Source organism: Salmonella sp. SJTUF14076 (assembly GCF_015534835.1).
GTDB classification, from domain to species: domain Bacteria; phylum Pseudomonadota; class Gammaproteobacteria; order Enterobacterales; family Enterobacteriaceae; genus Salmonella; species Salmonella enterica.
The window spans coordinates 185,621-209,403 of sequence record NZ_CP064674.1; the positions used below are offsets into that span (position 1 = coordinate 185,621).

The window sequence follows — 23,783 nt, forward strand, 5'->3', positions numbered from 1 at the left end:
GTTATAGAAACTTATTTCTTTCGATGCTGAATAGTGGAACTTAATTTATTATGTTTGGTTTATATTAGGTCGGCGCAACGTTGAGTTGCAGGCCGAGAATTAAGGTGATGATGTTTAATTCAGGTTAGCTGCGTGTGGCCTTTTCATCATGTTAATACCATCGCGTAATATATCGATGCGGTGATTAATATCGGCGCTGGCATTGATTTCCAACAATTTAATGCCGGTAAACTGCAACAGTTCGGGAGCGGCGGAGGTAATGAGTTCTTTAACATGTTTCTCCGTCATCAGACTTTGTGGACAGAAAGGTGCAAACGGAGCATGGAGGTCCTGCCATTCGCCATATTCTCCATCCAGCGTTGTACCGGAGAACATCAGCGCCCCGAGTTTTCCAGCCTGTTTGGCCTGCTGCGTGTGGATCAGCGGTAGAGAGGTATCCCGCCCTTCAATAGCCGAGCGCGCCCAGTTAATGCAGACGCTTATGTCATAGTCGGCAATAGTTTCCAGTACGTTTACCAACGGTAAGAATCCTTTGCGCGGTGCGGGGCCGGTCATCGCGTCGCAGTGTTCAAGCACCAGGTCGCAGGACCAGTCCCAGTTGGCAATCTCTTTTAATGAGCGCGCAAAGGCGTCGGTTGCCTGCGCCACGTTCGGATTGCCCGCCAGAGGAGCGGCATGAAGCTCAAGGGCTATGACTTTGCCGGTATTGTTCCCATTGATTTTATTGATCTTCTGATGCAGATGACGATAGTACTCCACGCAGGCTTTACGCTGTTCCTCGTCACTGGACGCTAATCCAAAACCGCCGTTTTCGCTACGGCGACGCATGGTTTCCATTATCGCGGTGACCACGATTTGCCAGTTTCCCGGTGTATGGCGCAATAACCACTCGTCGCCGAGCGGGTGAAGATGTTCAAGACAAGGCTGCTCCAGCCCCCGGATATCCGGAGTATCAGAGAGTTGCCGCCAGAATTCCGTCTCTTCCTCTTCACTCTTCTGGTGAAATGAGGGTGCACAAGGGTACGCACCGATAATATAACCGGTATTATTTTTCATTTTGTGCTCCAGTAAACTCTATTTTATAAAACGTCTATGGCGACTTTTACGACTATTTTCCGTATCGGCGTAGCAATGCTTTTATTACAACCGGGACGATGAACATCCTGCGGGAAAAACAGGGCATAACTTCCCGGTATCATTTCAATGAATGATTCATGTTCACTGTCGTGATAAAAAATAATATCGCGCTGTTCTAATAATGACTCGCTGATTTGATTATTACCGGTATCAATGGCAACCCCAATTGTCTCTTCGCCCCATGCCAGAAACTGAATATCCAGATAGCGGCGATGGACTTCCGGACGATTTTCAGCAGCATCGCGGGTGGTCATATCGATAATCTGCGCGAAGATATTTTTGCCGTCGATTTCCACTACGCCGGGTTCCAGCGTGCGAAAGTCCGTATTGCGCAGGAAATCGAGCGCCTGCTCTATGGCCGACGGTAGTCGGCACGGATTAGGCTGCGCGATATGTCCAAAAATCATGATGTGGCTCCTTACAGCGCCTGAATTTTGGCCCAGACGCTGTCGTCAATGGTGATACCGTTACGGCGGTTGTCATCCAGCAGTTTGGTAAATTCGTGGCCTGGCAGCCGAATCTCGACGTTGTCGTCGGCACGTTCAGCAGTGGTGATGAAATCCATAATCCGCTGCAGTTTGGCATCGCGGGTTGCGCCATCGATCAGCTTATCGACTTCAATGGCGATAAAAATTTGTGAGACGCCATATTCATCGCTGTTTTCCTGGGTCACTTCAGCAACGGAAGAACCGTTGGCAAGCAGGGTGGCAATCATGTCCAGCACAATCGACAGACCAGATCCTTTCCAGTAACCCATTGGTAAAATGCGGCGATTTTTCTCGATAACGCCCGGTTCTTTGGTCAACTGACCGTTATCGTCGAAACCGCCGTCCACCGGCAGTTCGCGGCCCGCCAGACGGTTAACTTCTAACATTCCGTAGGAGAACATCGACATCGACATATCTACCATCGTGATCGGCGTAGACGGGATGGCGACGATCAGCGGATTGGTACCGATACGGCACTCTTTCGCGCCCCACGGCGGCATGACGGCGATGGAGTTGGTCCAGCAAATGCCGATATAGCCTTTTTCCGCCGCCTGCCAGCCGTAGCTGCCGCCGCGCATCCAGTGGTTAGCATTACGTAACGCCACCAGGCCAATACCATGATCGGAAGCCAGCTCGATGGCCCGGTCCATCATCTTTTTCGCCGTCAGGTTGCCGATAGCGCGCTGAGCATCCCACTGTTCGATGGCGCCGAGGCTGGTAACTCGCTGCGGTTTAGCATCAGGAATAATGTCGCCGTTATCCAGTTGCTGGATGAAGCGAGGAAAACGGTTCACGCCGTGGGAATAGACACCGGACTCGGTTGTTCTGGCGAACATTTCCGCGCACTCGTCGGCGGTATCTTCCGCAATATTCCGCGACCGCAAGACGCGGTAGAAGGCCCCTTTTAACTCTTCGAAAGCTACTTTCATCCCTGTTCTCCTGGTCGATTGTTAGAAATTTTAGTATGTTTTTTTGTCGATAAATTTCATAATGCGAAATGTAGTTCCAAATATATAGATCAAAAATTGACATGGCAACGCCAGAGAAGGTTTTTAAAAACGATTAAAATCATCGGTTTATGTTTTTTATGCTGATATCGTGAACTGCAACACACTTTGAGCTACCATCTGATCGCCCAAGAAAGGAGAGAGTTTTCTGATGAGCCAGAACAACGATAAAGAGAAGCCTGCGGGGAGTCAGAGCCTGTTTCGTGGCCTGATGTTGATAGAAATTTTGAGTAACTACCCGAACGGTTGCCCGCTGGCGCACCTGTCGGAGCTGGCGGGGCTGAACAAGAGTACCGTCCATCGTTTGTTGCAGGGGCTTCAATCCTGCGGATATGTGACGCCAGCGCCGGCGGCCGGGAGCTACCGTCTGACGACAAAGTTTATTGCCGTCGGCCAAAAAGCCCTGTCATCGCTGAATATCATCCACGTTGCGGCACCGCACCTTGAGGCGCTCAACCTGACCACCGGCGAGACGGTGAATTTTTCCAGCCGTGAAGATGACCACGCTATCCTGATTTATAAGCTGGAACCGACCACCGGTATGCTGCGCACGCGTGCCTACATTGGCCAGCATATGCCGCTGTACTGCTCGGCGATGGGGAAAATTTATATGGCGTTTGGTCAGCCGGATTATGTGGCGTCTTACTGGGAAAGCCATAAAGAACAGATCCAGCCGCTGACTCGTAATACCATTACCGATTTACCAGCAATGTACGATGAGCTGGCGCAAATTCGTGAAACCAGCATGGCGATGGATCGCGAAGAAAATGAACTGGGCGTTTCCTGTATTGCTGTGCCTGTGTTTGATATTCACCATCGAGTGCCTTACGCCATTTCTATTTCACTGTCGACGTCACGGCTAAAACAGATCGGCGAGAAAAATCTGCTCAAACCGTTGCGTGAAACCGCACAGGCTATCTCTAATGAGCTGGGATTTACCGTTCGCGAATAAGACAGCTCGCCAGGTTTTATCAGGCATCTGACAAAATTTGTCCGTTTGCGTAGTGGGATCAAAGCGGCGGGGAATGGCTCTCTGGCATTCTGGCGTTTTAACGCAGGGGGAGAACAATGAACCGGTTTATTATGGCGGATGCGTCGGCGTGTATCGGGTGTCGTACCTGCGAGGTCGCCTGCGTGGTGTCGCACCAGGAACAGCAGAATAGCGCGGCGGTGACGACGGCGGACTTTGTGCCGCGTATCCGGGTGATAAAAGAGGATAGCTTCACCACGGCCACGGTCTGCCATCAGTGTGAGGACGCGCCGTGCGCGAATGTCTGCCCGGTACAGGCGATTCGCCGTGATCGGGGGCATATCTTCGTGACGTCATCGCGCTGCATTGGTTGTAAAAGCTGTATGCTGGCTTGCCCGTTTGGCGCGATGACTGTGGTGGCGTCCGCGTCAGGCGCGCAGGCGATTAAATGCGATCTTTGCTGGCATCGGGAAGCGGGGCCGGCGTGCGTGGAAGCCTGCCCGACCAGTGCGTTACAGTGCGTTGACGCAGCACACGTGCAGCGCCAGCGCCTCTATTCTCAACCTTTCTGAATGTCGTTCCGGCCTGCATGATGGCTGGAATAACCGTCAGCCTTCACGCCAGGCGCGTTCTATCTCTTCTGCCAGAATTTTTACGCCCGCCTCGATTTTGTCCGGTTCAGGCACGTAGTTCATCCGCATACACTGGTGTGTGTGCGGCCAGGGTTTATCCAGTCCGGGAAAGAAATAGTGGCCCGGCACCATCAGCACGCCGCGCGCTTTCAAGCGTTGATAGAGTAGCTCGGTGGTAATCGGCAGATCTTTAAACCACAGCCACAAAAATATTGCGCCTTCCGGTTTATGAATCAGGCAGCGTTCTTCGGATAAATAGCGACGAATGATCGCGATCGTCTGTTGAACGCGCTGATAGTAGAAAGGTTTGATAACCGTTTCCGACAGCCGCAGCAGATCGTTACGCTTAATCATTTCGCACATCATCGCCGGACCCATGCCGCCGGGCGCAAGGCTGATGATGCCGTTCATGTTGGCAATGGCGGAAATCGTCTTATCATTGGCGATGATAATCCCGCAGCGGGAACCGGGCAGCCCCAGCTTCGAGAGGCTCATGCATAGGATAATATTGGGATTCCACAGCGGGCGCGCCTCGCTAAAGATAATGCCCGGAAACGGTACGCCGTAAGCGTTATCAATCACCAGTGGGATGTTGTGCTGATTCGCCAGTCTGTCCAGCTTCATCAGCTCTTCGTCGGTGATAACGTTACCGGTTGGGTTGGTCGGGCGCGAGACGCAAATCATCCCCGTTTCTTCGCCGATGTGCAGATGCTCAAAATCGACGTGATACTTAAACTGGCCTTCCGGCAGCAGTTCAATATTTGGGCGCGCCGAAACGAAGAGGTCGTCTTCCAGACCGGAATCCGCATAGCCGATGTATTCCGGCGCAAGCGGGAATAGTACCTTTTTCGTACTGCCATCGGCGCGACGTCCGGCGAAGAGATTAAATAAGTAGAAAAACGCGCTCTGACTGCCATTTGTCAGCGCAATATTCTGTGGTTCGATATCCCATCCCAGCGTTTCACGTAGCAGTACGGCCAGGGCATTCAGTAGCGCCGTTTTTCCCTGGGGACCGTCATAATTACAAAGCGCATCAGCGGCTTTGCCGCTTTCTACCATCTCTGTCAGTAGCGTCTGGAAATAATCCTGCATTGCAGGGATATGTGCCGGGTTACCGCCGCCAAGCATGATGGCGCCTGGCGTGCGTAAGCCGTCGTTGAGATCCTCCATCAGGCGGGTAATGCCTGAATGGCGGGTAAATTTATCGCCGAAAAGTGAAAATGTCATAACGGGTGATCTATCGAACTGTCTGTCAAAGTGGATAACCATAACGCTACAAATGGCGGGGCGCAAATGGGGGTCAGGCGGTAGTGTTGATGTTTTATGCTACAAATTTTTATCAGGTTAGTTTTTTATTTTGAAGGGGCTACCGGTACGCGAGGAGACCGGTAGCGCCACGATTAGCGGCGGCCCGCCCAGACGACCATCACCGTATCGTCGCCGTACTGGCGTACAAAACCGTACCCATGTTTTAGCGTCAACGTGGTTTGTTGGCCTGCGCCGATGGCGGGATGTCTGGCGCGGAACTGACTAATACGCTGCCAGTGCGCGACGGCTGCGGCTGACTTTCCGCTCACGTCCTGCCAGTTCATATCTGAACGGGTGCCTTGCAGCGGGTCGGAGCCGGTGGGGCCGAAGGGACGAGCGGATTCATCGCCGTAAAAGATCTGCACCGCGCCCGGTGAAAGCAGCAGCAGTTCCGCCGCCTTATCACCGCCCTCACGGAAAAGGCGCGTATCATGCGAGGAGAGGTAACTTAATACGTTGAAATCCTGCATTTTATCCGCCATCTGCTGCCAGACTGGCCCCATTTCCGCCAGGCAATCGACCGCTTTCGCCGCCTGCTCCTGATAATCAAAATTGATCATCGCGTCGAAACCATAGCGATAATAATCACTTTTCATGACGCCGTGGCCCCACGCTTCGCCAGTCATCCAGAACGGGCTATCATCCAGCGCTTTGTCCGGATTGGCCTGCTTCCATTCATGTAACGCCGCGCTGGCCTGGGTTTTTAGCTGTTGCCAGGCAGGAAGCTCAACGTTTTTGGCGGTATCGACCCGGAACCCGTCAATGCCGTAATCATGCACCCACTGGCTTAACCAGTGAGTCAGATAATCCCGTGGCGTATAGCCTTCAATGAACTTTGCTTTAGTATCGGGTTTGTTGGCATAGAACGCGGGTAGGCCGGAAGGCGTGGTAGATTCCGTTTTTATATCCGGCAGGAAGGCCAGCGACAGGGTTAAATCGTCAAATCCCGGACTGTCGTAGTCGCCAATATCGGTACGAATCCACTTTTTCCCCCACCATTTTTCCCAGGCGGCGCTGTCGCTGAAGTTGATGTAGTCGTTAAAGCTGTGCCAGCTTTGTCCGGCGGCGGGTCGCCAGTTTGTCCAGCGATCGCCGAGAATTTTTTGCCGTTCCGCGCCGGATAAATAGAGCGCGCCGAACTGATACTCCTGCATATCCGCCAGCGTGGCGTAACCGGCATGATTCATTACTACGTCAAATAAAATACGGATGCCGCGCTGGTGTGCGCCGTCGACCAGTGCGCGGAGATCGGCTTCGCTGCCCATATTGGCATCCAGCGTCGTCCAGTCCTGAGTGTAATAGCCGTGATAGGCGTAATGAGGAAAATCGCCTTTTGCTCCGCCGCCGACCCAGCCGTGGATCTGTTCAAACGGCGAGCTTATCCACAAGGCGTTCACGCCTAATTGCTGTAGATAGTCCAGTTGACTCGTCAACCCGCGCAAATCGCCGCCGTGGAAAGTGCCAATCTCTTGCATACCATCCTTATGGCGACCATAGCTGTGGTCGTTGGTTGCATCGCCATTGCGAAAGCGATCCGTAAGCACAAAATAAACGGTGGCGTTGCGCCAGTTAAAAGGCGCTGATGCATGGGTTTCCGCGCGTTCCAGCAATAAAAGCCCGTGGTTGTCGGCAGGTTGCAGCGTGATTTGCCCGTTTTGGACGGTATCGGTTTGACCACTGTAATAATCGCGCACTACCGTCCCTTCCGGAAAGGTCTGGCGAACATCCAGCGTGAGCGGCGAACCATCCCAGACGGGACACTGGTAGGCGAGCTGCGCGATGCGTTCAGGTTCAGTTTTTATCGATAACAACAGGGTCGGCGTACCGGAGCGGGTATCTACCGTTATCGTATAGTCGCCATCTTTAAACAAACGCCATTGCGGCGGCGCGCCTTCGCAAGGTTTTAACGACAACATTTGGTTGAGTTTTATGGCGCCGGAGGGCTGCCAGCACTGCTGGTCAATATGGAGCGTTAACGCGCGTGTACCTTTTGTTAATGCAGCATGGCTGGTAAAGCGCCCGGTTTCCTGCGTCGAGAACGTCGGAAAACCGGGCGAGGTCCATGATGAGGCGATCGCGATACCGGGTATCAGCGTCAGAGCGAAGGCGGCAAGTTTCATCACGCTATCCTTTGTGGGCAATATTCATCAGCTTGCCTGGTTTTTAGGCGAATGAACTCCTCCCCAGCAGAGAGTCGCGCAGGAGGAGGCGCGAGGGTGAGCGACGAGGCGCAAAAAAACGCCTCTATTTGCGATAAGCACCACATTTTATTGGCATTATTGCTGCCTGTTATCGTTAATAGTTGACATAGTTTCGGATTAAGACTATTCCCTGAGGTGCTTTTTAAGCCTATTTTTGCTAGAATTTGGGGTTTAAACCTTAACTTCGTGAAAAATAAAAGGTGTTGGAATGTATCAATCCGACCAGGAGACCTAATGATATTGACTCCCATGCGACGATATGGGGCAATGATTCTTATGTTACTCACCATCGCATTTTCGGGTGAGGTGCTGGCAAAGACGCACGCAACACAAACGAGTCAAAAGTCCCACATAACTGAGACAAGTTATAAACAGGTTAGCAGTAAACAAGAGTATTCTCGCAATAGTGCAAAGAGCAGTTCACTTCCTGATTTGCGAAAATACCCTTCCGGAACCCCCAGAAAAAAAGCGTTTCTCCGGACCGTTATGCCTTACATCACCAGCCAAAATGCCGCGATTACCGCGGACCGTAATTGGCTGATCTCAAAACAGTACCAGAACCGCTGGTCGCCGTCTGAACGCGCGCGTATGAAAGATATCGCGAAGCGCTATAAAGTGAGCTGGTCCGGCAACACGCGTCGTATTCCGTGGAATACGTTGCTGGAGCGCGTCGACATTATCCCAACCAGCATGGTGGCGACGATGGCGGCGGCGGAAAGCGGCTGGGGAACCTCTAAACTGGCGCGTAGCAACAATAACCTGTTCGGCATGAAGTGCACGAAAGGGCGTTGTACCAATACGCCGGGTAAGGTGAAAGGTTACTCGCAATTCGCGTCGGTTGAGGAGTCGGTGAGCGCGTATGTCGCTAACCTGAACACGCATCCGGCTTATTCCTCTTTCCGCAAGTCGCGCGCCCAACTGCGTAAGGCGGATCAGGAAGTCACCGCCACGGCGATGATTCATAAGCTGAAGGGTTACTCTACCCAGGGGTCGCGCTATAACAACTACTTGTTCGCGATGTACCAGGACAACCAGCGTCTGATCGCCGCGCATATGTAATTCTGTGTGCCGGATGGCGCTACGCTATCCGGCTTACAAGGCGTCTGTAGGCTGGATAAACTACAACAACGCTTCACTATGCTGGTCGCGATACTCCTTAGGCGTAGTGACGTACTCCTTTTTAAACACCGAATAGAAATATTGCAGTGACGGGTAGCCGCACATTTGCGAAATTTCGTTTATCGCCAACGTGGTGGAAATCAACAAACTACGCGCTTTTTCCAGCTTTTCGGCGTGGATCAGCGCATGTATCGTCTCGCCAACTTCTTCCTTAAAACGTTTTTCCAGGTTTGAACGTGAAATCCCAACCGCGTCCAGCACCTGCTCGACTTTAATGCCCTTACAGGCATGGTTACGAATAAAGTGCATCGCCTGGATAACCGCCGGATCGGTCAGGGAGCGATAGTCTGTCGAGCGGCGCGCAATGACGCGCACCGGCGGCACCAGAATGCGCTGTAACGGCATCTCTTCGCGCGCCAGCAAACGGTGCAGCAGCTTCGCCGCCTGATAACCCATTTGCCGCGCCCCCTGCGCGACGGAGGAAAGCGCGACGCGTGACAGGTAGCGTGTAAGCTCTTCGTTATCAATACCGATAACGCAAAGTTTTTCCGGCACCGGAATATGCAGGTGTTCACAGGCCTGCAATACGTGACGGGCGCGGGCATCCGTTACGGCAATGATGCCGGTTTGCGGCGGCAGCGTCTGAAGCCAGTCGGCGAGGCGATTTTGCGCGTGCTGCCAGTTTTCCGGCGCGGTTTCCAGTCCCTGATAGACTACGCCGCGGTATTTTTCCTCGGCGACCAGCTGGCGAAAGGCGTATTCCCGTTCCGCCGCCCAATGTTTGCGGCTGGAGTCGGGCAAACCGTAAAACGCGAAGCGGTTAACGCCTTTTTCTTTTAAATGCAGGAAAGCGCTTTCAACGAGCGCATGATTATCGGTGGCGATGTAATGAACGGCGGGATAATTTTCAGCAAGATGGTAAGAACCGCCGACCCCGACAATGGGTACGTCGACATCGGCCAATAATTGCGCGATATCGTCATCATCGTAATCGGCAATAACGCCGTCGCCTAACCACTCTTTAATGTTATCGATACGGGCACGGAAATCTTCCTCAATAAATATATCCCATTCGGATTGCGAGGCTTGTAAATATTCACCCACCCCCTCCACTACCTGACGGTCATAGGCTTTATTCGCGTTAAATAACAGAGTGATGCGGTGACGTTTATCAAACATGAGGATATATCCTGCAAAAGTGAACCTGGACTCATGGATACTATCAAAACGGCTGACATAACGGTCTGGCGAATGATGACAAATTATTTTGCGCCTGAAACGTTATGCGAAATTCATCACAGCAAACGGCGGATGACAATTGTCATTTCTTATCTATATATTACGGTTTTTTGTTTATTTGCCAGGATTCGATCGCGATCGCTTTTTTCTTCTGTGGTTTTCAGCGTTTTTTTGAGAGCCAGCGCACATTTGGGGATTCTCTTAATAGCGGTGTGAAATAACGTAATTGAGCAATAAATCAGGAAATTCCAGTATGACGTTATGTCGTTTACTTGCCGTCTTATCTGATTATGGAGCTCACTATGCAGGCTTATTTTGACCAACTCGATCGTGTTCGCTATGAAGGCCCTCAATCGACTAACCCGCTGGCATTTCGTCATTACAATCCCGACGAGCTGGTTTTAGGTAAACGTATGGAAGATCACCTGCGTTTCGCGGCCTGTTACTGGCATACCTTCTGCTGGAACGGCGCGGATATGTTTGGTGTAGGCGCGTTTAATCGTCCGTGGCAGCAACCGGGCGAAGCGCTGGAGCTGGCGAAACGCAAAGCGGACGTGGCGTTTGAATTTTTCCACAAACTGAATGTGCCTTTTTACTGCTTCCATGACGTGGATGTGTCGCCGGAAGGCGCGTCGTTGAAAGAATATAAAAATAACTTCGCGCAGATGGTGGATGTGCTGGCGGCGAAACAGGAGCAGAGCGGCGTAAAACTGCTGTGGGGAACGGCGAACTGCTTTACCAACCCGCGCTATGGCGCAGGCGCCGCCACTAACCCGGACCCGGAAGTCTTTAGCTGTGCAGCGACGCAAGTGGTTACGGCAATGAACGCCACGCATAAACTGGGCGGCGAAAATTACGTCCTGTGGGGCGGACGCGAAGGTTATGAAACGTTGCTGAATACCGATCTACGCCAGGAACGCGAACAGATTGGCCGCTTTATGCAAATGGTGGTTGAGCACAAACATAAAATGGGCTTCCAGGGCACGCTGCTGATTGAACCGAAACCGCAGGAACCGACAAAACATCAGTATGATTATGACGTTGCAACGGTCTATGGCTTCCTCAAACAGTTCGGCCTGGAAAAAGAGATCAAAGTGAACATTGAGGCGAACCACGCGACGCTGGCGGGCCATTCGTTCCACCATGAAATCGCGACCGCTATCGCGCTGGGTATTTTTGGCTCCGTTGACGCCAACCGCGGCGATGCGCAACTGGGCTGGGATACCGATCAGTTCCCGATTAGCGTTGAAGAGAACGCGCTGGTGATGTACGAAATCCTGAAAGCTGGCGGATTCACAACGGGCGGTCTCAACTTCGACGCCAAAGTTCGTCGCCAGAGCACCGATAAATACGATCTGTTCTACGGTCATATCGGCGCGATGGATACGATGGCGTTGTCGCTGAAAATCGCCGCGCGTATGGTCGAAGACGGCGAGCTGGATAAGCGCGTGGCGAAGCGCTATGCCGGCTGGAATGGCGAGCTGGGGCAGCAGATTCTGAAAGGACAACTCTCCTTAGGCGAACTGGCGCAGTATGCGGAGCAGCACCATCTGGCGCCGGTACATCAAAGCGGTCATCAGGAGCTGTTAGAAAATCTGGTTAACCGTTATCTGTTTGATAAATAATTCTATCTACCGGGCGACTCCGCGTTAGCCCGGCCTGTAGTCGTGATTAGCCCGGTAAGCGTAGCGCTGCCGGGCGCTTTCAGTAAAGGAACCCACACTATGTATATCGGGATCGATCTTGGTACATCGGGTGTAAAAGCTATCCTGTTGAATGAGCAGGGCGATGTGCTGGCTACGCATACTGAAAAACTGACCGTATCGCGTCCGCATCCCTTATGGTCGGAACAGGAACCAGAGCAGTGGTGGCAGGCGACGGATCGTGCGGTTAAAGGTTTAGGTCGGCAACAGTCGTTAAGTGGCGTCCGGGCGTTGGGCATCGCCGGACAAATGCATGGCGCGACATTACTTGATAGCCGTCAGCAGGTTCTGCGACCAGCGATTTTATGGAATGACGGACGCTGTAGCGAAGAGTGCGCCTGGCTGGAAAAACAGGTGCCGCAGTCGCGAGCGATAACCGGTAATCTGATGATGCCCGGTTTTACCGCGCCCAAATTAGTTTGGGTGCAGCGCCACGAACCGGATATTTTCTACCAGATAGACAAGGTTCTGCTGCCGAAAGATTTTCTGCGGCTGCGAATGACAGGCGTCTTTGCCAGCGATATGTCGGATGCGGCGGGAACGATGTGGCTGGACGTGAAAAAGCGCGACTGGAGCGACGTTATGCTCAACGCCTGTCATTTAACCCGACAGCAGATGCCAGCGTTATTTGAAGGTAGTGACATTACCGGAACGTTGCTGCCAGAGGTCGCCAGCGCATGGGGAATGCCAGCAGTACCTGTGGTGGCAGGCGGCGGCGACAATGCGGCTGGCGCGGTCGGCGTAGGAATGATCGATGCCGGACAGGCGATGCTCTCACTCGGAACATCGGGCGTCTATTTTGCCGTCAGCGACGGCTTTCTGAGTAAACCGGAGAGCGCAGTACACAGTTTTTGCCATGCGCTGCCGGAACGCTGGCATTTAATGTCTGTGATGTTGAGCGCCGCCTCTTGTCTGGACTGGGCGGCTAAACTCACCGGGCAGGAGAACGTCCCGGCGCTGATTGCCGCCGCACAGCAGGCGGATGAGCATGCCGATTCGATCTGGTTTTTGCCGTACCTGTCCGGCGAGCGCACGCCGCATAATAATCCGCAGGCAAAAGGCGTTTTCTTTGGTTTAATCCATCAGCATGGCCCGGCGGAACTGGCGCGGGCGGTACTGGAAGGCGTGGGATATGCTTTGGCGGACGGTATGGATGTGGTTCACGCCTGCGGCGTCAAACCCGCCAGCGTGACGCTTATCGGCGGCGGAGCGCGCAGCGAATACTGGCGTCAGATGCTATCTGATATTAGCGGGCTACAGCTTGATTATCGTACTGGCGGCGATGTAGGGCCAGCGCTGGGCGCGGCGCGTCTGGCGCAAATTGCGGTGAATAAACAGACTCCGCTCGCCGATGTATTGCCGCAGTTGCCGCTGGAGCAGGCGCATTATCCTGATGCGCAGCGTCATGCGGTTTATCAACAACGTCGTGAAACCTTCCGTCGACTCTATCAGCAGCTGTTGCCGTTGATGTCATAAGTCAGAATGCCTTTCAGTTTTGGCTGAAAGGCATTTCCCGTAAATATTAATTCTATTGAATTATATCGAAGTAAGTATGTGTGTTTTCTGATTTTTATATTATTGCTGAGCAGGCGCCTTTTTCATCGCTATTTCTTCGCTTAATGTGTCTCACTCAACCACAAGGAGAGTGAGATGGACGATCACGTTGCACGCAGGAAACGGATATTCGGCCTGGGAATGTTAGTTGTCGGTGCAGTGGTATACCTGGTGGGATTGTGGCCAGGCTGTCATACATTAAGCGAAAAGGGATATTTTTTTGCGGCAATCGTCATGTGCGGTTTTCCAGTCTTAATTCGCCAGGAACACACGGGGAATGACCGCTTGCTTTCTCGTTGCAAATCTTTGCTGTTGCTTGGCATCGGCATGGTCGCGGTCGGCGTATTTAACCTGGCGCTGGCGGGTGCGCTGAAAATACTGTGTCTGGTGGCGCTGGGGGTCAGTATATATGGAACCGATCTTTACGCTTCCTACAGTGATGATGAATGATGGCCGGAGCCATCATTGTCGTTTAGCTAACCCATTTCCGTTTATCAATACGCTGTAATAGCATGGAAAGTAGCAGGCTTCCTGTCACCGTCGCGGCAAAAACCCACACGATGTCTAACGGCGGCCAACGTTTTAATTCCAGACCATTAGTACGTAGCGCATGGATAATCAGCGCGTGGAAACCATAAATACCCAGCGAGTGGCGGGAGATAAGCCCCAGTCCAGGTAACGTCCGCGCATTCAGCTTATTTTTAACTACCGTGAACAGTGAGACGGCGCAAATAAACACCATGGGGCCGCAATACAGATACCAGGTATCGGCAAAATTTCCGCGCCAGCGTAATTCATGCAATGTGCCGCGAGAAATAACAAATACCGCGATGATGAACAGGGCAGCGCAGATAAGCGTCAGCGATGGCTTTTGCGTCTCCATCATTCCAATGGCGCGGCCCAGGATACCGTAGAGAATGTAGTAGAACGTGTCGCCGCTGATATACAGATTGATGGGCAACCATTCAACGCCGCCGATTTTTTGCGGCACAGTATTTGGGTTAGCAATAATGCCAATGACCACCATCAGCATCAGGAGCATTTTGCCGCTCACGTTTTTTACCTGGATTAATGGCGATACCAGGTAGATCACCGTAATCGCAAAGAAAAACCACAGGTGGTAAAACACGGGTTTTTGCAGCACATTTTTTAGCGAAAGCTCGACGTTGATCGAAGTAAAAAGTGAAATGTAAGCCAGGGCGACAACGCTGTAAAAGATAAGGCACAGGGCGATACGTAAAAAATGCCGCGGTTGCGCGCAGCGCTCGCCAAAAAAAAGATAGCCTGAAATCATAAAAAACAGGGGAACGCTAACGCGCGAAGCCGAATTCAGGACATTCGCAATATCCCAGTTTAGCGGGCTGACGCTGTGGGCGTTGGTGATGTACCACGTTGTAGTATGGATCATCACTACCATTAAACAGGCGATCCCTCGCAGGTTATCAATCCAGTTAATTTTAGGCTGCATCAGTTCCTCAGCTTCCGTTTCAATAGAGTTCCAGCGCGGTGGCTCACTGGAAAAATCCGACTTTCTACGCTACATCTTGTGATGGCGTAAGGAGATTCGCACAATGTGTCTGTTACCCACAAACCTTAATAATAAGACTGACCAGCAAACCAGACGGTAATAAAAATGACAATGAAGTATTTCTGTTCTGTGATGATAGCCATCGCTCTGGTGGGATGCACAGCGACACCGCCACCGACGCAAAAAGCCCAGCAGAGTAAAGTGAGCCCAACACGCACGCTGGATATGGAAGCATTGTGTAAAGCTCAGGCGGCGCAGCGTTACAACACTGGCGCACAGAAAATTGCTGTTACCGGTTTCGAACAGTTTCAGGGGAGCTATGAGATGCGTGGTAATACCTTCCGTAAAGAGAGTTTTGTCTGCTCTTTTGATGCAGATGGGCAGTTTTTACATCTTTCTATGCGGTAAAAGCCGCGCCTGGTGAGGTGTGATGCCGCGAAATCCGGCAATTTTCGCTAAACAAACCGGTTTCATACTGTATATCTCGCATCCAGCGGGTATACTGGCTCCTTCCTTTAAATCCACACGTATCCAGCACGAAATAATATGCAAAAGTTTGATACCAGGACCTTCCAGGGCTTGATCCTGACCTTACAGGATTACTGGGCTCGCCAGGGCTGCACCATTGTTCAACCATTGGACATGGAAGTCGGCGCGGGAACATCTCATCCAATGACCTGCCTGCGCGCGCTGGGGCCAGAGCCGATGGCGACTGCCTATGTGCAGCCTTCTCGTCGTCCGACCGATGGCCGCTACGGCGAAAACCCGAACCGCTTACAGCACTACTATCAGTTCCAGGTAGTGATTAAGCCGTCTCCGGACAACATTCAGGAGCTGTACCTCGGTTCTCTGAAAGAGCTGGGTATGGACCCGACCATTCACGACATCCGTTTCGTGGAAGATAACTGGGAAAACCCGACGCTGGGCGCCTGGGGACTCGGCTGGGAAGTGTGGCTGAATGGCATGGAAGTGACGCAGTTCACCTACTTCCAGCAGGTCGGCGGCCTGGAGTGCAAGCCGGTGACCGGTGAAATCACCTACGGTCTGGAACGTCTGGCGATGTATATCCAGGGCGTGGACAGCGTTTACGACCTGGTCTGGAGCGATGGCCCGCTGGGTAAAACCACCTACGGCGACGTGTTCCATCAGAACGAAGTGGAGCAATCCACCTATAACTTTGAATACGCCGATGTGGATTTCTTATTCACCTGCTTCGAGCAGTATGAGAAAGAAGCCCAGCAGCTGCTGGCGCTGGAAAACCCGCTGCCGCTGCCGGCCTACGAACGTATTCTGAAAGCCGCCCATAGCTTCAACCTGCTGGATGCGCGTAAAGCTATCTCCGTCACCGAACGTCAGCGCTACATTTTGCGTATTCGCACCCTGACCAAAGCAGTGGCAGAAGCTTATTATGCTTCCCGTGAAGCCCTCGGCTTCCCGATGTGCAACAAAGACAAGTAAGAGGCGGCCATGTCTGAGAAAACTTTTCTGGTGGAAATCGGCACTGAAGAGCTGCCACCAAAAGCACTGCGCAGTTTGGCTGAGTCCTTTGCTGCGAACTTCACTGCGGAGCTGGATAACGCTGGCCTCGCGCACGGTAACGTTGAATGGTTTGCCGCCCCGCGCCGTCTGGCGCTGAAAGTGGCGAATCTTGCTGAATCTCAGCCCGATCGCGAAGTCGAAAAACGTGGTCCGGCGATTGCTCAGGCGTTCGACGCCGAAGGCAAACCGAGCAAAGCGGCAGAAGGCTGGGCGCGCGGCTGCGGGATCACCGTTGATCAGGCCGAGCGTTTGAAAACCGATAAAGGCGAATGGCTGCTGTATCGCGCCCACGTGAAGGGCGAAAGTACCGAAGCGCTGGTGCCGAACATGGTAGCCACCTCGCTGGCGAAACTACCGATCCCGAAACTGATGCGCTGGGGTGCGTCTGACGTCCACTTCGTGCGTCCGGTGCACACTGTGACTCTGCTGCTGGGCGATAAAGTGATTCCGGCGACCATCCTGGGCATTCAGTCTGACCGCGTCATTCGCGGCCATCGCTTTATGGGTGAGCCGGAGTTCACTATCGACAATGCTGACCAGTACCCGCAAATTCTGCTGGAGCGCGGTAAAGTCATTGCCGACTACGAAGCGCGTAAAGCCAAAATCAAAGCGGACGCTGAAGAAGCAGCACGTAAGATTGGCGGTAATGCCGACCTGAGCGAAAGCCTGCTGGAAGAAGTGGCCTCGCTGGTGGAATGGCCGGTGGTACTGACGGCGAAATTCGAAGAGAAATTCCTCGCCGTGCCTGCCGAAGCGCTGGTATACACCATGAAGGGCGACCAGAAGTATTTCCCGGTTTATGACAACGCGGGCAAGCTGCTGCCAAACTTTATCTTCGTCGCCAACATCGAGTCGACAGATCCGACCCAGATTATCTCCGGTAACGAGAAAGTGGTGCGTCCGCGTCTGGCAGATGCTGAATTCTTCTTCAATACCGACCGTAAAAAACGTCTGGAAGACCATCTGCCGCGTCTGCAAACCGTGCTGTTCCAGCAACAACTGGGCACGCTGCGCGACAAGACCGACCGCATTCAGGCGCTGGCGGGCTGGATTGCCGGTCAGATTGGCGCTGACGTCAATCACGCCACTCGTGCCGGCCTGCTCTCCAAGTGCGACCTGATGACCAACATGGTCTTCGAGTTCACCGACACCCAGGGCGTGATGGGGATGCATTACGCGCGCCATGATGGTGAAGCGGAAGATGTGGCCGTGGCGCTGAACGAGCAGTATCAACCGCGCTTTGCCGGTGATGACCTGCCGTCTAACCCGGTGGCCTGTGCGTTGGCGATCGCCGATAAGATGGACACCCTGGCGGGTATCTTCGGTATTGGTCAGCATCCGAAAGGCGACAAAGACCCGTTTGCGCTGCGTCGTGCCGCGCTGGGCGTGCTGCGTATTATCGTTGAGAAGAACCTCAACCTTGATCTGCAAACGCTGACCGAGGAAGCGGCGCGTCTGTATGGCGACAAGCTGACCAATGCCAACGTAGTCGATGATGTGATCGACTTTATGCTGGGTCGTTTCCGCGCCTGGTATCAGGATGAAGGTTACACCGTCGACACCATCCAGGCGGTACTGGCGCGTCGTCCGACCCGTCCGGCAGATTTTGATGCCCGCATGAAGGCGGTGTCTCATTTCCGCACCCTGGAAGAAGCCTCTGCGCTGGCGGCGGCGAACAAGCGCGTCTCCAACATCCTGGCGAAAGCCACTGAGCCGCTGAACGATATCGTCCACGCCTCCGTACTGAAAGAAGCGGCGGAAATTGAGTTGGCCAGACATCTGGTTGTGCTGCGTGATAAGCTTCAGCCGTACTTTGCCGATGGTCGTTATCAGGAAGCGTTGATTGAGCTGGCTGCTCTGCGTGCGCCGGTGGATGAATTCTTCGAAAATGTCATGGTTAACGCGGAAGAGAAAGATATCCGTATCAACCGCCTGACGTTATTGTCGAAACTACGCGAACTGTTCCTGCAGGTTGCGGATATTTCGTTACTGCAATAAGCGTTCAGTTAATTAAACAAAAACCTGCTTTCGGGCAGGTTTTTTTATTGTCTATGGAAAACCCCCAGCTAGGCTGGGGGTTCCGGAAAGCTTTCAGCTTTAAGCCAGTTATTAAAACCCCTTTTGATTTGTTAAAACATCTTGCGGTCTGGCAACTGCAAAAGTTCAACAAGAAATCAAAAGGGGGTCCCAATGGGGGACGAAAAGAGCTTAGCGCACACCCGATGGAACTGTAAATATCACATAGTTTTCGCGCCCAAATACCGAAGACAAGCGTTCTATGGAGAGAAGCGTAGGGCAGTAGGCAGCATATTAAGAAAATTGTGTGAATGGAAAAACGTACGAATTCTGGAAGCAGAATGTTGTGCAGATCATATTCACATGCTTCTGGAGATCCTGCCGAAGATGAGTGTGTCGAGTTTCATGGGATATCTGAAGCGTAAAAGTAGTCTGATGCTTTACGAGCAGTTTGGGGATCTAAAATTCAAATACAGGAACAGGGAGTTCTGGTGCAGAGGGTACTATGTCGATACGGTGGGTAAGAATACGGCGAAGATACAGGACTACATAAAGCACCAGCTTGAAGAGGATAAAATGGGTGAGCAATTATCGATCCCTTATCCGGGCAGCCCGTTTACGGGCCGTAAGTAACGAAGTTTGATGCAAATGTCAGATCGTATGCGCCTGTTAGGGCGCGGCTGGTAAGAGAGCCTTACAGGCGCATCTGAAAAACCTCCGGCTATGCCGGAGGATATTTATTTTTAACGTAATGGTAATTCCGTCAGACAGGTCTGGCTGTCATCTCTGGTGGCAATGGCATGTGACGCCGTTTTACCGTTGTAGCTTACTTCGAGCGTCCCTTCCATATTGCGCGGTAGCCAAACACCGATAAATCCGTTTCGATAGCTTTGCATCTCTTTTTGTACGATGACAGCGCCTTTACTGTCTGTCACTTTTACAGTGAACGGTTTATTCGGCATTTCTCCCTGACAGCCGGAAAGGCTGTGGTTAAAACAGGGGTGTGTCCGCCATTCATAGGGCGCAAAAGAGAGATAGAATTTGTCGCCTAACGGTAGCGTATAAATCTGCTCTCCGTCAGATAATTTGAGCTCGGTGCTGGTAATCGACGCGGAGTAAGGCAAAGGACGGCTCTGCGGAGTTTGATCAATCGTATCCACGATCTGCTCAACCGTTTTTCCCGCCAGCCCATGTTGCGCCAGAAAAGCGGATTCTGAGGATGCCGCAAGCGCGGAGCCGCTGGCGCATAAACCCAAAAGTAATAACCATGATGATTTCGACATAACTTCAATTCCTTGTGAACAATCTCCTTACCTACTATAGGGGTTCCCCTAAGGGAAAGGTCAAAGGGACACAGGGTAAAGTAATGCAAAGTTATGCTGGGGGGAGAGGGGGAATTGGAATAAAAAAATCCCCGCCATCAGGCAGGGATTCAAAATTCTGAGCTTTTTAAGCTTACAGGCTGGTTACGTTGCCAGCTGCCGGGCCTTTAGCGCCGCTTTCGATGGTGAAGGAAACTTTCTGACCTTCGTCCAGAGATTTGTAACCATCGTTCTGAATAGCGGAGAAGTGTACGAACACGTCTTTAGAACCGTCATCAGGAGTAATAAAGCCGAAGCCTTTATCAGCGTTGAACCATTTTACGATACCAGTCATTTTACCGGACATAGTGTATTACCTTTTAAAAAATAAGTGTGCCTTTCGGCGTTATGGCGTGCTTTACAGATTTTTTAAGCGTTAAGGAAATGCGCACTACGAGGGGTATCTAATGGATAACTCTTGAAGGGACTTGCCTTACTAAACTGCTTTAATGGTCTGTACGTCAAACCGTTGAGCACATTAACTCATGTAATGCCGGGCGATGCAACTTTTATTTTACTTTATTTCTCCAGGCCAGTAATCGGGCGGGGGAAACGGCCCTTACGCAGGACCGTTAAAACAGGAAATGGTAAAAATTACTCCATCAATTGCTTACTTAAGCGTGGGTTTGCCTGTATCAGGCGCATCAATTTGAGCTCTGCTGGCGTGGGTTTTTCGCGTTTCGATTCCCATTCCTGAACCATGGCAACCGTTACGCCCAGCGCTCTGGCGAATTCATCTGTTTTTAGTCCCGTTCCTCTCCGTAACTGTTCAAATTCGGTAAAAGGATTGGGTTTTTGCGTCAGGGTGATCTTTCGCGTTTCATCTTTAAAAACAATTTGTTCCAGGCTGCTCAGCAGCTCAAACATCGGATCTTTATATTCCATTGAGAACTCCTGTAAATCACACAGCGGGATCGTGAAATGCATCGAAGCCTCTTAAGAATAGTCGGGAAACTTGCGGGTGGGGGGCGACGCGCCGCCAGGAAGCGCTATCGATTCGTTTCGATGCCTTACGCTACGCGACTTTTAGGACGCTAACAATTTGATCCAGGAAGATATATCCGTCTTTCAGAAAATAATTGTAAAGATTAAAAAAATATTACATCACCCGCTGGAAAGCTTTCTTGCCGCGTTTTTTATCGCAGTGTCAGGTCAAAAATTAACAATAAAATAACAAATTAAGCATTGATGCAGATAAACATAATTTTCCGCTACAAGATCGCGTGGAAAGGGTATCCTGCAAGCCTGACCTGGACTATCCTTGTAAGCCGTCAGGCACGCAGGTGTCGTTGTGCGCATTTTTGGGTGAAAGGAGTATTAACAATGGCGACAGGTAAGTCCTGCTCTCGCTGGTTTGCGCCTGTTGTGGCGTTATTAATGGTGTTTAGCCTGAGCGGGTGTTTTGATAAAGAAGGCGATCAGCGCAAAGCGTTTGTCGATTTCCTGCAGAATACAGCAATGCGTAGCGGAGAGCGTTTACCAACGCTGACGGCCGATCAGAAAAAACAGTTTGGTCCGTTCGTGTCTGATTACGCGATACTGTATGGCTACTCGCAGCAGGTAAACCAGGCGATGGATTCCGGTCTGCGCCCGGTGGTCGATAGCGTTAACGCCATCCGCGTTCCGCAGGATTATATGACGCAACGCGAGCCGCTGCGGCAGGCAAATGGTTCGTTAGGCGTGCTGGCGCAACAGTTGCAGAATGCAAAACTGCAGGCTGATGCCGCGCATGGCGCGTTAAAGCAGGCCGATGACCTGAAACCTGTGTTTGATCAGGTCTACAAAAAAGTGGTCACCGTGCCGGCAGATGCTTTGCAGCCGCTGATCCCGGCGGCGCAGATCTTTACGCAGCAGTTGGTACAAGTGGGCGATTATATTGCGCAACAGGGCGAGCAGGTGAGCTTTGTCGCGAACGGCATTCAGTTCCCGACCTCACAGCAGGCCAGCCAATATAATGCGCTGATTGGGCCGTTGGCCTCGCAGCATCAGGCGTTTAATCAGGCCTGGACGGCGGCGGTAAACGCGACCCAGTAATGACAGTCTGCCCGATAAGCGCAAGCCAGCGCTTATCGGGCCTGTAGCGTTATCCCGCCGCTTGCGGATTGACGCAGTTCTTCTCTATTTTTCCCTGCAGCGCATCAATCAAATTATCCACCGCACAGGCCATCATGTTGTAGCGCGTCTCATGCGTTGCCGAGCCAATATGCGGCACCGCGACGACATTAGGCATGTTCAGCAGGGGCGAATCCACGGATAGCGGTTCCTGCTCAAAGACATCCAGACCTGCCGCATATATTTCACCGTTTTGCAGCGCGGCAATCAGCGCGTTTTCATCGACCACCGGGCCGCGTCCGGCATTAATAAAAATGGCGGACGATTTCATTCTGGCAAACTGTGTTGCGCCAAACAGATGTCGCGTTTCTGCCGTTAGCGGCAGGATCACGCAGACAAAATCAGCCTCCTGCAACAACGTATCCAGATCGCAGTAGCGGGCGTTAAACCGGTCTTCTGCCTCCTGATGCCGCCGACGGGCGTGATAGAGAACCGGCATGGTAAACCCAAAGTGCGCTCGCTGCGCCAGCGCCATCCCGATACGCCCCATCCCAACGATACCGAGTGTTTTGTGATGCACATCGACGCCAAACCACGCCGGGCCAATGCTTTCCGTCCATTCACCCGCTTTAACCCGTTCTGCGACGTCCACCACGCGGCGGGCAGTGGTCAGCATCAACGCCATCACCGTATCGGCAACGGTTTCCGTCAAAACGGCAGGCGTGTGCATCAGGACTATTTTGCGGGCAGTAAGGGCGTCCACCTCGACATTATCGTATCCCACCGAGATGGTTGACGCCGCGCGTAGCGCCGGCATTTTTTCCAGCAGCGCGCGGTTAACGGTTTCGCTGGCGCCCAGAAGGCCTTGCGCGCTGGCAAATGCCTGCGCGTGTCGCGCGACCGTTTCCGGATGCAGGTTCGGTACCTGGGTGACGGTAAAATGCGCCTCCAGGCGATGCAGCAAATCATCAGGCAGGGTTTTGTAGAGAATGATGGACGGCTTCATGCGACTCTCCGTAAATCGAAAGGTAAGCGCGGCATGCGCCAACCGGAACAGGCTTATTATTAACCCGTTTAGCCATCATCGACCAGCCAATTTCCCCGCTGTCGGCAGCCGTGTCGTGGTAAATGATGAATGAATACCGAGTAATGCGACGTGTATCCGGTCTGGCGAGGGAATGGCGAGGGAATAGTGCAGGCCGGGTAAAGCATACCGCTTTACCCGGTACGGTAGTTTACTGCAATGGACTCAAGGTAATTTCGACGCGGCGGTTTTGCGCCTTACCTTCTGCCGTACTGTTGCTGGCGATCGGGTTCGCCGGCCCCATTCCGCTGGTACGGATACGGCTGGCATCGACGCCCTGGGTGATCAGCGAACTGGCGACGGAGTCAGCACGCTGCTGCGACAGACGCATATTCAGATCGTGGCTACCGGTGCTGTCGGTGTAGCCCACCACATTGACGGCGGTCTTGGGATACTCTTTCAGCACCATCGCCACGCCGGTCAGCGTGTTAGCGCCTGCCGGTTTCAGCGTCGCGCTGCTGCTGTCGAAGGTGACATTATTCGGCATATTCAGAATGATATTATCGCCGCTTCGCGTCACGCTAACGCCTGTGCCCCGCATTTTGTCACGCAGTTTCGCTTCCTGTACGTCCATGTAGTAACCCACGCCGCCGCCCAGCGCCGCGCCAGCCGCCGCGCCAATCAGCGCGCCTTTACCGCGATCTTTTTTGGAGGAGGAGAGTGCGCCGATGCCTGCGCCGACCAGCGATCCAATACCCGCGCCAATGCCGGATTTACCTGCTTCGCGTTCGCCGGTGTAAGGGTTTGTTGTGCAGCCAGATACTGCCAGGGCGCCGCTCACGATGGCAGCAATCACAAATACACGTTTTTTCATCTTAAATCCTTATCACTTTTTTATTTTTACC

23 protein-coding genes are annotated in these 23,783 nt (G+C 52.5%); 11 read left to right on the forward strand and 12 right to left on the reverse strand.

All coding sequences use genetic code 11. From position 1 onward, the window contains the following. Window positions 1–114: 114 nt before the first annotated feature. Genes HU143_RS00870 through yiaK form a run of 3 tightly spaced genes read right to left on the reverse strand, consistent with a single transcriptional unit; the run spans window position 115 to window position 2,554 of the window. The gene (locus HU143_RS00870) at window positions 115–1,056 is read right to left on the reverse strand and encodes a DUF4862 family protein (protein WP_023227136.1); all 942 of its coding nucleotides are present in this window, start codon (window positions 1,054–1,056) and stop codon (window positions 115–117) included. A gap of 23 nt (window positions 1,057–1,079) precedes the next feature. After that, complete coding sequence (locus HU143_RS00875; RefSeq protein ID WP_000576102.1) at window positions 1,080–1,544, reverse strand: YhcH/YjgK/YiaL family protein; 465 nt, start codon at window positions 1,542–1,544, stop codon at window positions 1,080–1,082. An 11-nt stretch (window positions 1,545–1,555) separates the two neighbouring features. After that, on the reverse strand, window positions 1,556–2,554 hold the full coding sequence (gene yiaK, locus HU143_RS00880; protein ID WP_023227135.1) for a 3-dehydro-L-gulonate 2-dehydrogenase: 999 nt from the start codon (window positions 2,552–2,554) through the stop codon (window positions 1,556–1,558). A 229-nt stretch (window positions 2,555–2,783) separates the two neighbouring features. On the opposite strand from yiaK, the gene yiaJ reads away from it, so the two are divergent. Then, the gene (gene yiaJ, locus HU143_RS00885; protein WP_000081341.1) at window positions 2,784–3,584 is read left to right on the forward strand and encodes an IclR family transcriptional regulator YiaJ; all 801 of its coding nucleotides are present in this window, start codon (window positions 2,784–2,786) and stop codon (window positions 3,582–3,584) included. 116 nt (window positions 3,585–3,700) lie between these two features. Next, window positions 3,701–4,174 carry a 4Fe-4S dicluster domain-containing protein gene (locus HU143_RS00890; protein WP_001078820.1) on the forward strand — a complete coding sequence of 158 codons (474 nt, stop codon included), beginning with the start codon at window positions 3,701–3,703 and terminating at the stop codon, window positions 4,172–4,174. Between the two features lie 36 nt (window positions 4,175–4,210). Here the strand turns inward: HU143_RS00890 and avtA are convergent, their stop codons facing one another. Next, on the reverse strand, window positions 4,211–5,461 hold the full coding sequence (gene avtA / locus HU143_RS00895) for a valine--pyruvate transaminase (protein WP_000144383.1): 1,251 nt from the start codon (window positions 5,459–5,461) through the stop codon (window positions 4,211–4,213). Between the two features lie 173 nt (window positions 5,462–5,634). Beyond that, on the reverse strand, window positions 5,635–7,662 hold the full coding sequence (locus tag HU143_RS00900; protein ID WP_023227134.1) for an alpha-amylase: 2,028 nt from the start codon (window positions 7,660–7,662) through the stop codon (window positions 5,635–5,637). Between the two features lie 315 nt (window positions 7,663–7,977). Between HU143_RS00900 and HU143_RS00905 the strand changes: the two genes are divergently transcribed. Continuing rightward, window positions 7,978–8,802, forward strand: coding sequence for a protein bax (locus tag HU143_RS00905; RefSeq protein WP_001575119.1), 825 nt, complete (start codon window positions 7,978–7,980; stop codon window positions 8,800–8,802). A 60-nt stretch (window positions 8,803–8,862) separates the two neighbouring features. Here HU143_RS00905 and xylR read toward each other — a convergent pair whose 3' ends face one another. Beyond that, entirely contained in the window at window positions 8,863–10,041 is a 1,179-nt protein-coding gene (gene xylR, locus HU143_RS00910; RefSeq protein WP_000459824.1) for a D-xylose utilization transcriptional activator XylR, read from the reverse strand. 362 nt (window positions 10,042–10,403) lie between these two features. On the opposite strand from xylR, the gene xylA reads away from it, so the two are divergent. The 3 genes from xylA to HU143_RS00925 all read left to right on the forward strand — a co-directional run bounded on the left by xylA (window position 10,404) and on the right by HU143_RS00925 (window position 13,808). Continuing rightward, window positions 10,404–11,726, forward strand: a complete 1,323-nt coding sequence (gene xylA, locus HU143_RS00915) for a xylose isomerase (RefSeq protein WP_001149557.1) — start codon at window positions 10,404–10,406, stop codon at window positions 11,724–11,726. A gap of 99 nt (window positions 11,727–11,825) precedes the next feature. Continuing rightward, window positions 11,826–13,280: a xylulokinase gene (gene xylB / locus HU143_RS00920; protein ID WP_023227133.1), complete on the forward strand. Its 1,455-nt coding sequence runs from the start codon at window positions 11,826–11,828 to the stop codon at window positions 13,278–13,280. Between the two features lie 174 nt (window positions 13,281–13,454). Further along, a complete protein-coding gene (locus HU143_RS00925) occupies window positions 13,455–13,808 on the forward strand; it encodes a YiaA/YiaB family protein (RefSeq protein ID WP_000340932.1) in 354 nt (117 codons plus the stop codon). 22 nt (window positions 13,809–13,830) lie between these two features. Here HU143_RS00925 and HU143_RS00930 read toward each other — a convergent pair whose 3' ends face one another. Beyond that, a complete protein-coding gene (locus HU143_RS00930) occupies window positions 13,831–14,826 on the reverse strand; it encodes an acyltransferase (RefSeq protein ID WP_001182589.1) in 996 nt (331 codons plus the stop codon). 165 nt (window positions 14,827–14,991) lie between these two features. On the opposite strand from HU143_RS00930, the gene HU143_RS00935 reads away from it, so the two are divergent. From HU143_RS00935 to tnpA, 4 genes are all read left to right on the forward strand, one after another. Beyond that, window positions 14,992–15,294, forward strand: a complete 303-nt coding sequence (locus HU143_RS00935) for a YsaB family lipoprotein (protein WP_000178128.1) — start codon at window positions 14,992–14,994, stop codon at window positions 15,292–15,294. Window positions 15,295–15,432: 138 nt separating this feature from the next. Then, window positions 15,433–16,344 (forward strand): glycine--tRNA ligase subunit alpha, encoded by a 912-nt coding sequence (glyQ, locus tag HU143_RS00940; protein ID WP_001168551.1) that lies wholly within the window; start codon window positions 15,433–15,435, stop codon window positions 16,342–16,344. A gap of 9 nt (window positions 16,345–16,353) precedes the next feature. Beyond that, entirely contained in the window at window positions 16,354–18,423 is a 2,070-nt protein-coding gene (glyS, locus tag HU143_RS00945) for a glycine--tRNA ligase subunit beta (RefSeq protein ID WP_023227132.1), read from the forward strand. A gap of 192 nt (window positions 18,424–18,615) precedes the next feature. Beyond that, window positions 18,616–19,074: an IS200/IS605-like element IS200F family transposase gene (tnpA, locus tag HU143_RS00950; protein WP_053505608.1), complete on the forward strand. Its 459-nt coding sequence runs from the start codon at window positions 18,616–18,618 to the stop codon at window positions 19,072–19,074. Between the two features lie 110 nt (window positions 19,075–19,184). On the opposite strand, the gene cueP is transcribed toward tnpA, so the two are convergent. The 3 genes from cueP to HU143_RS00965 form a co-directional block, all read right to left on the reverse strand. Further along, window positions 19,185–19,724, reverse strand: coding sequence for a copper-binding periplasmic metallochaperone CueP (gene cueP, locus HU143_RS00955; RefSeq protein WP_000047148.1), 540 nt, complete (start codon window positions 19,722–19,724; stop codon window positions 19,185–19,187). A gap of 172 nt (window positions 19,725–19,896) precedes the next feature. Next, complete coding sequence (gene cspA / locus HU143_RS00960; protein ID WP_000014594.1) at window positions 19,897–20,109, reverse strand: RNA chaperone/antiterminator CspA; 213 nt, start codon at window positions 20,107–20,109, stop codon at window positions 19,897–19,899. A gap of 287 nt (window positions 20,110–20,396) precedes the next feature. Further along, a complete protein-coding gene (locus tag HU143_RS00965; protein ID WP_000455790.1) occupies window positions 20,397–20,687 on the reverse strand; it encodes an HTH-type transcriptional regulator in 291 nt (96 codons plus the stop codon). Window positions 20,688–21,125: 438 nt separating this feature from the next. Between HU143_RS00965 and HU143_RS00970 the strand changes: the two genes are divergently transcribed. After that, window positions 21,126–21,836: a DUF3053 domain-containing protein gene (locus tag HU143_RS00970; protein WP_000190524.1), complete on the forward strand. Its 711-nt coding sequence runs from the start codon at window positions 21,126–21,128 to the stop codon at window positions 21,834–21,836. Between the two features lie 49 nt (window positions 21,837–21,885). Here the strand turns inward: HU143_RS00970 and ghrB are convergent, their stop codons facing one another. Together ghrB and HU143_RS00980 are read right to left on the reverse strand one after the other, a co-directional pair. Continuing rightward, complete coding sequence (gene ghrB, locus HU143_RS00975; protein ID WP_000804682.1) at window positions 21,886–22,860, reverse strand: glyoxylate/hydroxypyruvate reductase GhrB; 975 nt, start codon at window positions 22,858–22,860, stop codon at window positions 21,886–21,888. 229 nt (window positions 22,861–23,089) lie between these two features. Further along, on the reverse strand, window positions 23,090–23,752 hold the full coding sequence (locus tag HU143_RS00980) for an OmpA family lipoprotein (protein ID WP_000747548.1): 663 nt from the start codon (window positions 23,750–23,752) through the stop codon (window positions 23,090–23,092). Window positions 23,753–23,783 lie beyond the last annotated feature (31 nt).

What these genes read in the sequence shown, in the direction of transcription:
- HU143_RS00870 (WP_023227136.1), bottom strand. Translation starts at nt 1,056, where the DNA reads ATGAAAAATAATACCGGTTATATTATCGGTGCGTACCCTTGTGCACCC.
- HU143_RS00875 (WP_000576102.1), bottom strand. Translation starts at nt 1,544, where the DNA reads ATGATTTTTGGACATATCGCGCAGCCTAATCCGTGCCGACTACCGTCG.
- yiaK (WP_023227135.1), bottom strand. Translation starts at nt 2,554, where the DNA reads ATGAAAGTAGCTTTCGAAGAGTTAAAAGGGGCCTTCTACCGCGTCTTG.
- yiaJ (WP_000081341.1), top strand. Translation starts at nt 2,784, where the DNA reads ATGAGCCAGAACAACGATAAAGAGAAGCCTGCGGGGAGTCAGAGCCTG.
- HU143_RS00890 (WP_001078820.1), top strand. Translation starts at nt 3,701, where the DNA reads ATGAACCGGTTTATTATGGCGGATGCGTCGGCGTGTATCGGGTGTCGT.
- avtA (WP_000144383.1), bottom strand. Translation starts at nt 5,461, where the DNA reads ATGACATTTTCACTTTTCGGCGATAAATTTACCCGCCATTCAGGCATT.
- HU143_RS00900 (WP_023227134.1), bottom strand. Translation starts at nt 7,662, where the DNA reads ATGAAACTTGCCGCCTTCGCTCTGACGCTGATACCCGGTATCGCGATC.
- HU143_RS00905 (WP_001575119.1), top strand. Translation starts at nt 7,978, where the DNA reads ATGATATTGACTCCCATGCGACGATATGGGGCAATGATTCTTATGTTA.
- xylR (WP_000459824.1), bottom strand. Translation starts at nt 10,041, where the DNA reads ATGTTTGATAAACGTCACCGCATCACTCTGTTATTTAACGCGAATAAA.
- xylA (WP_001149557.1), top strand. Translation starts at nt 10,404, where the DNA reads ATGCAGGCTTATTTTGACCAACTCGATCGTGTTCGCTATGAAGGCCCT.
- xylB (WP_023227133.1), top strand. Translation starts at nt 11,826, where the DNA reads ATGTATATCGGGATCGATCTTGGTACATCGGGTGTAAAAGCTATCCTG.
- HU143_RS00925 (WP_000340932.1), top strand. Translation starts at nt 13,455, where the DNA reads ATGGACGATCACGTTGCACGCAGGAAACGGATATTCGGCCTGGGAATG.
- HU143_RS00930 (WP_001182589.1), bottom strand. Translation starts at nt 14,826, where the DNA reads ATGCAGCCTAAAATTAACTGGATTGATAACCTGCGAGGGATCGCCTGT.
- HU143_RS00935 (WP_000178128.1), top strand. Translation starts at nt 14,992, where the DNA reads ATGACAATGAAGTATTTCTGTTCTGTGATGATAGCCATCGCTCTGGTG.
- glyQ (WP_001168551.1), top strand. Translation starts at nt 15,433, where the DNA reads ATGCAAAAGTTTGATACCAGGACCTTCCAGGGCTTGATCCTGACCTTA.
- glyS (WP_023227132.1), top strand. Translation starts at nt 16,354, where the DNA reads ATGTCTGAGAAAACTTTTCTGGTGGAAATCGGCACTGAAGAGCTGCCA.
- tnpA (WP_053505608.1), top strand. Translation starts at nt 18,616, where the DNA reads ATGGGGGACGAAAAGAGCTTAGCGCACACCCGATGGAACTGTAAATAT.
- cueP (WP_000047148.1), bottom strand. Translation starts at nt 19,724, where the DNA reads ATGTCGAAATCATCATGGTTATTACTTTTGGGTTTATGCGCCAGCGGC.
- cspA (WP_000014594.1), bottom strand. Translation starts at nt 20,109, where the DNA reads ATGTCCGGTAAAATGACTGGTATCGTAAAATGGTTCAACGCTGATAAA.
- HU143_RS00965 (WP_000455790.1), bottom strand. Translation starts at nt 20,687, where the DNA reads ATGGAATATAAAGATCCGATGTTTGAGCTGCTGAGCAGCCTGGAACAA.
- HU143_RS00970 (WP_000190524.1), top strand. Translation starts at nt 21,126, where the DNA reads ATGGCGACAGGTAAGTCCTGCTCTCGCTGGTTTGCGCCTGTTGTGGCG.
- ghrB (WP_000804682.1), bottom strand. Translation starts at nt 22,860, where the DNA reads ATGAAGCCGTCCATCATTCTCTACAAAACCCTGCCTGATGATTTGCTG.
- HU143_RS00980 (WP_000747548.1), bottom strand. Translation starts at nt 23,752, where the DNA reads ATGAAAAAACGTGTATTTGTGATTGCTGCCATCGTGAGCGGCGCCCTG.